Origin of the sequence: Pseudomonas sp. PAMC 25886 (assembly GCF_000242655.1) — a bacterium.
Lineage (GTDB): Bacteria > Pseudomonadota > Gammaproteobacteria > Pseudomonadales > Pseudomonadaceae > Aquipseudomonas.
Genome location: NZ_AHHC01000011.1, coordinates 1 through 11,653 on the forward strand (window position 1 = coordinate 1; position 11,653 = coordinate 11,653).

Genomic DNA, 11,653 nt, shown 5'->3' on the forward strand with positions numbered 1-11,653 from the left:
CCGTCGCGGCGGCCCGCGGAGTAATGCCTGCGTTCGGGCACACCGAGCCTAGGCGAGGTGCCGAGTGGTGGGGCAAGAGCGTTTTGGTTACTTTTGCGCTGTTCAAAAGTGACCCGCTGTAAGAGCGGAACCCTAAGCGGCCATCACCCAAACAACGGATATGCCCCCGATTCATCGCGCCCACCCCGGCTTACGCTTCTGCACAAAAGCCTGTGTCCCCTCAATCCCTTCCTTACCACCCACCGCCTCGGCAAACCACTCGGCAGCCTGGTCCAACAACGGCCCCAAAGCCTGCTCACCACTGGCCAACACCAACGCCTTGGTCCGCGCATTAGCCCGGGGAGCACAGCGCAAAACCTGCCCCAACACCTCATCCACCCGCTCCGCCAACGCCTGCGAATCGTGCTCCACAAAATGCACCAACCCCAACCGCTGCGCCTCAACCCCATCAAACCGCGCCGCGGTCAAAGCCAGCCGCCGTGCCTGAGTCAACCCAACGCGCTTCACCACAAACGGCGCAATCTGCGCCGGCAGCAGCCCCAGGCTGGTCTCCGGCAACCCGAACTGCGCCTGATGATCCGCAATCGCCACATCACTGACACACACCAGCCCAAACCCACCGCCCAACACCGCCCCCTGCAGCACCACGATCACCACCTGCGGCAGCGCCTCAACCTCCTGCAACAGCGTGCCAAACGCCCGGTTCAACGCCTGCAAGCCACCCGTGGCCCCCGCGCGAGCCATGTCCTTCACATCCCCGCCCGCCGAAAAATGCCCACCCGCGCCACTGATAACCAGTGCCCGTACGCTCTGGTCCCCAGCCACATCCGCCAGCACCGCGCGCAGTTCCTCGACCATCTCCAAGCTCATGGCATTGCGGCTGTCGGGCCGGTTGAGGGTCACGTGCAACACCCCGTTATGCGGCTCCAGCAGCAACGTATTCACGACTTTTTCCCCGGCAGGGTGCCCATCAATTTGCAGATGATCCCCAGCATGATCTCGTCCGCCCCCCCGCCAATCGACACCAGCCGCACATCCCGATAAGCCCGGGCCACCGGGTTGTCCCACATGAATCCCATGCCGCCCCAGTATTGCAGGCAACTGTCGCTGACGTCCCGACCCAGGCGCCCGGCCTTGAGCTTGGCCATGGAGGCCAGGCGTGTCACGTCCTGGCCCTTGATGTACTGCTCGGTGGCCTGGTACACCAGCGCCCGCAGGCACTCGATTTCGGTGGACAGTTCGGCCAGGCGAAAGTGGATCACCTGGTTGTCGATCAATGCCTTGCCGAAGGTCTTGCGCTCCTTGCAGTACTCGATGGTGCTGTCGATGCAGTACTCCAGGCCCTTGACCATATTGGCCGCGCCAAACAGCCGCTCTTCCTGGAACTGCAACATCTGCATCATGAACCCCGCGCCTTCGTGGCCGATGCGGTTGCGCTGGGGGATGCGCACGTCGTCGAAAAACACCTGGGCGGTTTCCGAACTGTGCATGCCGAGTTTTTCCAGGGGCGGACTGACGCTGATGCCGGGGGTGTTCATCGGCACCATGATCAGTGACTTGTTGATGTGCGGCTTGTCGTCCGACGTGTTGGCCAGCAGGCAGATAAAGTCGGCACTCGGCGAGTTGGTGATCCACATCTTGCTGCCGTTGATCACGTAGTCGCTGCCGTCCTTGCGGGCATGGGTTTTCAGCCCGGCCACGTCGGAGCCGGCGCCGGTTTCCGAGACGCCGATGCAGCCCACCTGTTCGCCGCTGATGGCCGGGCGCAGGAATTCGTCGCGCAGTTCATCGGAGCCGAAGCGGGCCAGGGCCGGGGTGCACATGTCGGTTTGCACACCGATGGACATGGGGATGCCGCCGCAACGGATGCTGCCGAACTCTTCGGCGGCGACGATGGAGTAGCTGTAGTCGAGACCCATGCCGCCGAATTTTTCCGGCTTGGAGATGCCCAGTAATCCAAGTTCACCGGCCTTGCGGAAGATCTCGTGGATCGGGAAACGCCCGGCCTTTTCCCATTCATCCACATGCGGGTTGATCTCGCGTTCGACAAAGCCACGGACGGTGCGACGCAATTCTTCGTGTTCCTGGGTGAAGATCATTTTTATTGTTCTCCTGAAGGTTTAGAACCGCGCCACACCAAAGCTGTTGGGCTGCAACTGCCGCACTTCGGCCTCATGGCAGATGTCCAGCAGAAACCCCAGCAAGGTCCGGGTGTCCCGTGGATCAATCAGCCCGTCGTCCCACAGGTTCGCACTGCCGTAGAGCGCGGTGGACTGGCTGTCGAGTTTCTGGGCGGTGACCTGTTCGAGCATGTCGAGCACCTTGGGATCAGGCACCAGGCCGTCTTTCAGTTGCTTGGCCTCGGTGACGATCCGCAGCACCTTGCCGGCCTGGGCGCCGCCCATCACGGCGGTGCGGCTGTTGGGCCAGGCGAAGATAAAACGCGGGTCGAGGCCTCGGCCGCACATCGCGTAGTTGCCGGCGCCGTAGGAGCCGCCGACGACGATGGTCAGCTTCGGTACCCGGGCATTGGCCACCGCCTGGATCATCTTCGCACCGTGCTTGATCACGCCTTGCTGTTCCGACTCGGTGCCCACCATGAAGCCGGTGGTGTTGTGGAAGAACAGCAGGGGCGTCTGGCTCTGGTCGCACAGCTGGATAAATTGCGCGGCCTTGCTCGCGCCCTTCGGGGTGATCGGCCCGTTGTTGCCGATAAAACCGCAAGCGCGGCCCTGGATATGCAGGTGGCCGCAGACGGTGTGCGGGTCGAACTCGCCCTTGAATTCGAGGAAGTTGGAACCGTCCGCCAGTCGCGCAAGGATTTCCCGCACGTCATAGGGTTTTTTCGGGTCGTCGGGGATCAGTCCCAGCAGCTCTTCAATCGGGTACAGCGGCTCGGCATACGCGCGCTTTTGCACGACCGGCAAACGGTCATCCCACGGCAACAGGCTGACGATCTCGCGCACGATGCGCACACCGTCAGCGTCGTTTTCCGCCAGGTACTCAGCGGTGCCGGCGGTTTGTGCGTGCATTTCGGCGCCGCCCAACGCTTCGTCGGTGGCGATTTCGCCGGTGGCGGCCTTGAGCAGTGGCGGGCCGGCCAGAAACAGTTTGGCTTTACCGCGCACCACCACCACGTAATCCGAAAGCCCTGGCTGATACGCGCCGCCCGCCGTGGCCGAGCCATGCACCACGGTGATCTGCGGCAGGCCCATGGCCGACATCCGCGCCTGGTTGGCGAAGCTGCGGGCGCCTTCGACGAAAATCTCGGCGGCGTAGTTGAGGTTGGCGCCGCCGCTTTCCGCCAGGGTCACGACGGGCAGTTTGTTTTCCATGGCGATCTGTTGCAGGCGCAGAGATTTTTTCAGGCCCGAGGGGGAGATGGTCCCGCCCTTGATCGCGCTGTTATTGGCCACCACCAGCATACGCACGCCGCTGACGTAGCCGATACCGGCGATCAACCCGCCGCCGGCGGCACTGCCGTCCTTGTCGTCGTGCAGTTTGTAGCCGGCCAGGCTTGCCAGTTCGAGGAACGGCGCGCCGGGGTCCAGCAGCAAATTGAGGCGTTCCCGCGGCAGCAGTTGCCCGCGCTTGTCGAACTTGGCCTTGGCTTCAGCTGCCTTGGCCAGCAGGTTTTGCTCCAACTGGCGCAGTTGATTGACGCCCGTGAGCATCGCTTCGCGGTTCTGCGCGAATGGCACGCTGTGGGCGTCGAGTTGCGAGTCGATCACCGGCATGGCTTATTTCTCCTCCTTGAGCACATCCGGCACGTACGCCCGGTGGAAACCATTAAAGGACGCGCTCGGCGGTTGCGCCTTGTGCAGCGGCCAGGCGCGGCTGCCGAGGCTGGCGGCGCCGTCGATGCGCAGGGTGCTGCCGCTGACGAACGCGGCGGCGGGGCTGAGCAAAAACACAATCGCCGCGCTGACTTCCGATTCGGTGCCGATGCGCTTGAGCGGCACATGCTCGCGCAAGGTCGGAATCACCGCCTTGAACGCACCTTCGTAGGTGTCCATGCCGCTGGATGCAATCCAGCCCGGCGCCACGGCGTTGACCCGCACCCCGGCGTAACCCCATTCGAAGGCGGCGGTCTTGGTGAAGTTGTCCATGCCCGAACGCGCCGCGCCGGAGTGGCCCATGCCCGGCATGCCGCCCCACATGTCGGCGAGCATGTTGACGATCGACCCGCCGTGCTTGCTCATGCACTGGTTGAACACTTCCCGAGCCATCAGGAAACCGCCCACCAGGTTGGTGCGCAACACGGTTTCAAAGCCCTTCTGGTTGATCGACGCGAGCGGCGAGGGGTACTGGCCGCCGGCGTTATTTACCAGGCCATGAATCGGGCCGTGTTCCTGCAGAACCTGGCTGACCAGCGCCTTGACCGCTTCTTCATCACGGATGTCGCAGGCCTGCCAGCTGGCGCGGCCGCCGTCTTCAACAATCTCTGCCGCCACCGTTTGCAGTTTTTCCGGCTTGCGCCCCACCAGAATCACATGGGCGCCAAGGGCCGCCAGTTCGTGGGCGGTGCAGCGGCCAATGCCACTGCCGCCGCCGGTGACGATAATGCTCTGCCTCTGGAACAGGTCGGCTTTGAAGATCGAGTCGAAGGCCACGGCGTGGGTCCTTTAAGTGAGTTGATCGGCGATGTGCTGCGGCACGGCAATCGGGATTTCCAGCAGTTGCTGGGCGAAGGCCTTGCCTTGCGGGTCGATGCGCAGGCTGGCAATCCCGCCGCCACCCAGGGCGTTTTCCAGCAGGAAGTTCAGGCTGTTGCTGCCGGGCAAGTACCAGCGTTCGACGCGGCCGTGAATCGGGTCGAGCACGTGGCTCATCCAGTCGACGATCACTTCGGGCGTCAGCGCTTCGGCGATCCACGGCAGGTACTCGGGGTCGCGGGCGATCACCCCGATGTTGCTGTGGTTGCCCTTGTCGCCGGAGCGGGCCACGGCCAGTTTGACCAGCGGCACGTTGGCATCGGCGCGACCCTGGGGTTTGGGCGGGTCGAGCAAGGCGATCGCAGTGTTCAGCGGCTCGGCTGTCGGCAGCTCGCAGGCATGCCGCTTCCCAAGGAAATCGACCTGCAATGGGCAGACGCTTTTATCGATCAGGAACGAAAACAGCCGAATCAGCGGGTACACCGTGGGCCGCCCGCCGACGATGCCGGTAAGCCCTGGCGCCATGCCGGTGGCTGCCTGGGCAATCTCCCGGGCGAACAGCACCAGCGCCTGTTTGTTGGGGTGACGCACCGCCAGTTTCACCACCACTTCGCGGCAGTCCTGGCGTTGGGCGTGGGGGCCGTAGGTGGCTTCGCTGCCCAGTAGTTCGATGTTGACGTCGGTGTAGGGCGCCCAGCCGCGCTGGTTGAACAGTTCTGATGTCTTGTTGATGATCGCCTGGCTGACCCGCTCGGCCTTGGCCACTGCGTCGATCCCGGCGATCAGGCAACTGGCGGTGCAGCGAAAGCCGTCCGGGTAGGTGGCGCTGACCTTGTATTGGTCGGTCGGTGGCAGGCCTTTGGCGCCGTGCAGGTGCACGTGGTTTTTACCTTGCTGCTGGAGTTTCACCTGGCTGAAGTCGCAGATCACGTCGGGCAGCAAGTAGGCGCGCGGGTCGCCGATTTCATACAACAGTTGCTCGGCAACGCTCAGTTCGCTGATCAGCCCGCCGGTGCCGTCGACTTTACTGACGGTGAACTGGCCGTCGGCACTGACCTCCACAATCGGGAAACCGATGTGTTCGTAGTCCGGCACTTCCCGCCAATCGGTGAAGTTGCCGCCGGTGCACTGGGCGCCACATTCGATGACATGCCCGGCCAATGCCGCCTGGGCCAGGCGGTCGTAATCCTGCCAGGACCAGTCGAACTCATGCACCAGCGCCGCGCTGACCACCGCGCTGTCGACCACACGGCCAGTGATGACGATATCGGCACCGAGCTTCAGCGCCTGCACGATGCCCGGCGCGCCGAGGTAGGCGTTGGTGGACACGCACATCGCCGGCAGCGGCGCGCCGCTGAACATGTCGGTGATGCCGTGCAACTGCTTGAACTGCGGTTGCAGGTCATCCCCCAGCAGCACGGCGATCTTCAATGGAATTCGGGCCAGGTCGCAGGCCGCCTGCAACGCGGCAGCGCAGGCCTGGGGGTTGATCCCGCCGGCATTGCTGATCACGCGAATGCCCTGGCGCTGGATATCCGCCAGCAGCGGCGTCAGCACTTCGACGAAGTCCGTGGCATAGCCGGCCTGGGGATCCTTCATCCGTGCCCCGGCCAGGATCGACATCGTGACTTCCGCCAGGTAGTCGAACACCAGGTAATCCAGCGCGCCGCCGTGCACCAACTGCGCAGCGGCGGTGCAGGTGTCGCCCCAGAAGGCGCTGGCGCAGCCGATGCGTACCGTCTTGTTCATGGGGCGTCCTTCCTCCGGTTGGATGAGTCGAGACTACCAAGCAAGCGCTTGGTTTGTAAACTCTGGTCACAACTTTGCCCCAAGCGCTTGCTTGGTTGGCTGCCACGGCCTAAATTGCCGGCCAAGACGTAATCAGAAGTTAAGGAGAGCAGCATGGATGAGCAAAAAGCCCTGCGGGTGATGCGCACCATGGTCGACGCCGGCCAATTGACCGACCCCGACAGTGCCCGTGGCAAGCTGCTGCAAACCGCGGCGCACCTGTTTCGCAACAAGGGCTTTGAGCGCACCACCGTGCGTGACCTGGCCGGCGCGGTCGGGATTCAGTCCGGCAGTATCTTTCATCACTTCAAGAGCAAGGACGAAATCCTGCGGGCGGTGATGGAGGAAACCATCCACTACAACACCGCCCTGATGCGCGCTTCCCTGGCCGAAGCGAATAACGTGCGTGAACGGGTGCTGGCGCTGATTCGCTGCGAATTGCAGTCGATCATGGGCGGCAGCGGCGAGGCCATGGCGGTGCTGGTGTACGAGTGGCGCTCACTCTCGGCCGAGGGCCAGGCCCAGGTGCTGGCCCTGCGTGATATTTATGAAGACATCTGGTTGCAGGTGCTGGGAGAGGCCAAGGAGGCCGGTTATATCAGGGGCGATGTATTTATCACCCGGCGCTTTCTGACCGGCGCGTTGTCCTGGACCACCACCTGGTTTCGCGCCCAGGGCAGCATGACCCTGGAGCAACTGGCCGATGAAGCCTTGCTGATGGTGTTGAAAGCTGACTAGCCCGTTCGCGCAAGCTATTAATTGTGTGGCAGAAAGTTGTCTCGATAGACAAAAACGCCTAGCTTAGCGGGATCAAAGTTTTCGACGGTGTGTGCCTTGATGTTTTCGCCTTGGCGATTGGCTGCAGGACTCTCAATATTGGCGCTTGGCGCACTGTGGCTGATGCCGGCTTCGGCCGCCCAATTGGTGAGGATCGGTGCTGCGCATTTTCCGCCGTACACCGTGCGCCCGGAGCAGGGCGCCGACACCGGTTTACTGCCGCAACTGGTAGAAGCCTTGAACGCGCTGCAAACCGACTACCAGTTTGTGCTGGTGCCCACCTCGATTCCCCGGCGTTTTCGCGATTTTCAGCAAGGCCGGGTCGACATGGCGATCTTCGAAAACCCGAAATGGGGTTGGCAGGATATTCCCCACACCGCGGTCGACATGGGCCTGGAAGACGCCGAAATCTTCGTCGCCCAGCAGGAGCCCGGCCGCGACCAATCCTATTTCACCGACCTGGCCGGCAAGCGCCTGGCGGTGTTCAGTGGTTATCACTATGCGTTCGCCAATTTCAACCCAGACCCCAAGTACCTGGCGGAGCACTTCAACGCCACCTTGACCTATTCCCACGACAGCAACCTGCTGATGGTCGCCCGGGGTCGGGCCGACATCGCCCTGGTGACGCGCTCCTACCTCAGCGATTTCCTGGTGCGCAATGCCGACACGGCGGGGCAATTCCTGGTGTCCGAGCGGATTGACCAGGTGTACCACCACTACGCATTGCTGCGGCCCAAGGCACCGATCACCGGGCCGGCGTTCGCCGGGCTGCTCAAGCAGTTGCGGGACAATGGCCAGTTGTTGAAGATCTTCGAGCCTTACCGCATCGATGTGATGCCGGTGCCCTGATCGTCTAAATTTTTGCCCGTGGCTCACGTCACTTGTTGAACTGTCGACGATTCGTGAGCCCACCCCATGTCCAATCTGAATGACCTGTCTTCCCTGCCGTTGCCGGCGGGGCCTGCCCTGAATGCTGATGAAACTGACACGCGCCTGAGCCTTACCCTTGAAGGGCAGCCGCTGATTCGCCTGCGCCTTGAGCGGGGCGATGAGCTGCAGGTGCACTTGCAGGAGCCCGGCAGTGTGCCGGCTGCCCGTGCGTTGTGGGCGGCCTGTTACTGGTTGTTTGCCAGGGAGCCCGGGCGGCAGCGGCTGGTCTGGCGCCTTGAGCATGTGCCGGAGGATGCCTTGCGCAGTGGGTTGCTGGTGGCCACCGAGGTTGCCGGGCAGTTTTATTGCGAGCGCACGTTGTTTTGGCAATTGCCGCAACCGTGGCTGGGGCAATCCCTCACAGGGACTTATCCGCAGCAGATGATTATCAGCGCGGGTAAGCGTCATCCTGCCCGTGCGCCGAAGCCTCGGGGTGAGGTTTATCGACGGTTCGATGCGCGGTTGGGGGCGTGGATTTCACTGCGCACGGTGGAGATTGATGTTGATCTGGCGCGGTTTAATCGGTGGCAGAACAGCACGCGCGTGGCGAATTTCTGGCAGGAAAGTGGCAGCCTTGAGCAGCATCGGGAGTATCTGGACACGCTGGAAGCGGATCCTCATGCGTTGACGTTGATCGGCTGTTTCGATGATGAGCCGTTTGCGTATTTCGAGGCGTATTGGGCCAAGGAGGATCGGATTGCGCCGTTCTATGACGTGGCGGATTACGATCGTGGGATTCATATGCTGGTGGGGGAAGAGCATCACCGGGGGCCGCACAAGGTAGCGAGTTGGTTGTCGGCGTTGGTGCATTACCTGTTTCTGGATGATCCGCGTACGCAGCGGGTGGTGGCTGAGCCTCGGGCGGATAACGGGAAGATGATTGGGTATATGCAGAATCAGTGTTTCCACTGTGAGAAGGAGTTTGATTTTCCGCATAAGCGGGCGGCGTTGATGATCCTGGGGCGGGAGCGGTTTTTTGAGCGGTGTGGGTTGGTTTGAGTGTGTACATATCCGTTATTTAGGTAACGGCTGAATATGGTTTCGCTCTTACAGCGACTCACTTTGGAAAAGCCCCAAAGTAAGCAAAGGGCTCTGCCCCGCCTGTCGGCACCTCGCCTAGGCTCGGTGTTCCCTCACTCCGGCATTGCTCCGCGGGCCGCCGCGACGGGGCGTCCCTGCCCCGTCGCGGCTAAACCGGCGTCCTGCCGGTTTACCCGCTCCTCAATCCCTGCGTTCGGCCTCGGGCTTATTGGGGCAGTCAGATCAAGATCAAAAGCAAGAGCACAGCGGCCTACCGGCCGGCTTGAGTGGTAGAAGCCAGATCAAAAGCCAAAGCGAAAACCAAATCTGAAACTGATGCGGCTCTGCTTTTCTGTGGGAGCTGGCTTGCCTGCGATGCAGACACCTCGGTTTTTCAGGTACACCGAGGCGATGCCATCGCAGGCAAGCCAGCTCCCACATTTGACCGTGCCTGCTTTAGATTTTGATTTTGCCTTTGCTTCACACCACTCAAGCCGGCCTGTAGGCCGCTGTGCTGTTGATCTGCTTTTGATCTTGATCTTAGGCGCCCCGTTAAACCACGCTGGCCGAACGCAGGTAGTACGGAGCGGGTAAACCGGCAGGACGCCGGGTTAGCCGCGACGGGCCAGGGACGCCCCGTCGCGGCGGCCCGCGTAGTAATGCCGGAGTGAGGGCACACCGAGCCCAAGCGAGGTGCCGAGTGGTGGGGCAAGAGCCTTTTGGTTACTTTTGGGCTCCTTTCAAAAGTGACCCGCTGTAAGAGCGGAACCCATACCAGCCATCACCCAAATAACGGATATGCACTCAGCAGCAGGGCAGGGCAAAGCAAAGCCAATCAAACCCGCCGCGCAAACGTGTCGCTATGGGTCCCGGAAGCCTTGCGGCAATGCACCAACGCATCCCGAATCATAAAGTTCACCAGCGTCGGCGACACCCCCAGCTCCTTGGCAATATCCTTCTGCGGCACCCCATGCAACCGGTACATCTCAAACGCATAACGCGTGCGCTGAGGCAACTCCGTCAACGCATCCGCGATGTTTTCCAGCGTAGAAAAATTGATGTGCGAAGTCTCAGGTGAAGCCCCGTGAATAACCACATTCAACCCTTCCTCTTCAGTGCCGGAATATTTCAACTCCAACGCCTGCTTGCGGTAATGATCAATGGCCAGGTTACGCACGATCTGGAACAGGTAACTGAGCTGCGCCTTGAACGATGAGGTGATAGTCGGTGCCGATTGCAACCGGAAGTAGGCGTCTTGCACCACATCTTCGGCGCGGGAGCGACAGCCGGTAATACGCGCCGCGATCTTGACCAGGATCAGCCGGTTATCGACGAAGGCCTGGAGGAGGGGTGAGTCGCACCTGCCTGTGGATACTTGTTCCGTCATGGAAATCACCTTGTTGCAAGAGAAGGTTGGGGGAGGGCGTCCTTGCTGAGGCCTCCTACACATCGGGCAACAAATTATGCTTAATGATAATGATTGTCAAATGAGAAGACGAACTAATCTTATGCCTTATCGAGAGGTGTGAACCGCGTCTCGCTGACTAATTATTTCCAGGGGCCATCCGTTCTCATGGGTGACAGGCCAGTTAACAAACCGGCCAAGGATCAGCGCCTGGAGGAGGACAAAATGGGTTTTTATCGTGTGAGCGGGAGTGGTCTGAAATGAACACGCCGGCTCGATTACGCCTGTTTTGCCTGCCTTATTCCGGCGCCAGCGCCATGGTTTACAGCCGCTGGCGGCGGGTGCTGCCCGAGTGGTTGCAGGTGCGGCCGCTGGAGTTGCCGGGGCGCGGCATGCGCATGGACGAGCCGTTGCAGCGCGACATCAAGGCCCTGGCGGGGCAACTCGCCGAAGAGATCAGCGCGGAGCTGGACGGCCCCTACGCCTTGTTTGGCCACAGCCTCGGCGGCCTGCTGGCATTCGAGTTGGCCCATGCCCTGCGTGAGCGAGGTGTGCCGCAGCCACTGGCGTTGTTTGCGTCGGGCACTGCCGGCCCGGCCCGTCGGGATGTCAGCGAGTACGCCATCGAGAAAAACGACGAACAACTGATCGCCCGCCTGCGTGAACTCAAGGGCACCGGCGAAGACGTGCTGGCCAATGCCGAGCTGATGCAGTTGATGCTGCCGATCCTGCGGGCCGACTTCCTCCTGTGCGGCAGTTTTGAATACGGCGAGCGTGAGCCGTTGGCCCTGCCCATCCATGTGTTTGGCGGCAAGCAGGACAGTGTGCGCGCCGATCAACTACTGGATTGGCAGCAAGACACCGCCAGCGGTTTCTCCCTCGACATGTTTGACGGTCACCACTTCTTCCTGGTGCAGCACGAAAGTTCTGTACTGCGCTGTGTGCGGCGCTATGCCGACGAACACCTGGCCCGCTGGCGCAATGGCGCGGCGCGGCAGATGGCCCGGGCGACCGGCTGAACCAGCCCACTCCGGCCACACATTCCCCGATTTCCCAGTAAGCCGATTTCAGGCAGGAA

The 11,653-nt window shown here is 61.8% G+C and carries 10 protein-coding genes; 4 read left to right on the forward strand and 6 right to left on the reverse strand.

Features of this window, described 5'->3' with window-relative positions:
• Positions 1-171 precede the first annotated feature (171 nt).
• From MUM_RS0102205 to MUM_RS0102225, 5 genes are read right to left on the reverse strand one after another with little or no spacing between them, the layout of a single operon-like run.
• Positions 172-945 carry an enoyl-CoA hydratase/isomerase family protein gene (locus MUM_RS0102205; RefSeq protein WP_010166484.1) on the reverse strand — a complete coding sequence of 258 codons (774 nt, stop codon included), beginning with the start codon at positions 943-945 and terminating at the stop codon, positions 172-174.
• Positions 942-2,099, reverse strand: a complete 1,158-nt coding sequence (gene atuD, locus MUM_RS0102210; protein WP_010166485.1) for a citronellyl-CoA dehydrogenase — start codon at positions 2,097-2,099, stop codon at positions 942-944. The genes MUM_RS0102205 and atuD overlap by 4 nt, the downstream gene beginning before the upstream one ends.
• 21 nt (positions 2,100-2,120) lie before the next feature.
• Positions 2,121-3,737 (reverse strand): geranyl-CoA carboxylase subunit beta, encoded by a 1,617-nt coding sequence (atuC, locus tag MUM_RS0102215; protein ID WP_010166487.1) that lies wholly within the window; start codon positions 3,735-3,737, stop codon positions 2,121-2,123.
• A gap of 3 nt (positions 3,738-3,740) precedes the next feature.
• Positions 3,741-4,613, reverse strand: a complete 873-nt coding sequence (locus tag MUM_RS0102220) for an SDR family oxidoreductase (protein ID WP_010166489.1) — start codon at positions 4,611-4,613, stop codon at positions 3,741-3,743.
• A gap of 12 nt (positions 4,614-4,625) precedes the next feature.
• Positions 4,626-6,404 (reverse strand): acyclic terpene utilization AtuA family protein, encoded by a 1,779-nt coding sequence (locus tag MUM_RS0102225; RefSeq protein WP_010166491.1) that lies wholly within the window; start codon positions 6,402-6,404, stop codon positions 4,626-4,628.
• A 153-nt stretch (positions 6,405-6,557) separates the two neighbouring features.
• Here MUM_RS0102225 and MUM_RS0102230 point away from each other — a divergent pair, with 153 nt between their 5' ends.
• From MUM_RS0102230 to MUM_RS0102240, 3 genes are all read left to right on the forward strand, one after another.
• A complete protein-coding gene (locus MUM_RS0102230) occupies positions 6,558-7,181 on the forward strand; it encodes a TetR/AcrR family transcriptional regulator (protein ID WP_010166492.1) in 624 nt (207 codons plus the stop codon).
• Positions 7,182-7,280: 99 nt separating this feature from the next.
• Positions 7,281-8,069: a substrate-binding periplasmic protein gene (locus MUM_RS0102235; RefSeq protein ID WP_029615741.1), complete on the forward strand. Its 789-nt coding sequence runs from the start codon at positions 7,281-7,283 to the stop codon at positions 8,067-8,069.
• Between the two features lie 66 nt (positions 8,070-8,135).
• Positions 8,136-9,149, forward strand: a complete 1,014-nt coding sequence (locus tag MUM_RS0102240) for a GNAT family N-acetyltransferase (protein WP_010166496.1) — start codon at positions 8,136-8,138, stop codon at positions 9,147-9,149.
• An 856-nt stretch (positions 9,150-10,005) separates the two neighbouring features.
• On the opposite strand, the gene MUM_RS0102245 is transcribed toward MUM_RS0102240, so the two are convergent.
• Positions 10,006-10,557 (reverse strand): RNA polymerase factor sigma-70, encoded by a 552-nt coding sequence (locus MUM_RS0102245; RefSeq protein WP_010166498.1) that lies wholly within the window; start codon positions 10,555-10,557, stop codon positions 10,006-10,008.
• 278 nt (positions 10,558-10,835) lie between these two features.
• On the opposite strand from MUM_RS0102245, the gene MUM_RS0102250 reads away from it, so the two are divergent.
• Entirely contained in the window at positions 10,836-11,594 is a 759-nt protein-coding gene (locus tag MUM_RS0102250) for a thioesterase II family protein (protein ID WP_010166501.1), read from the forward strand.
• Positions 11,595-11,653: the final 59 nt, after the last annotated feature.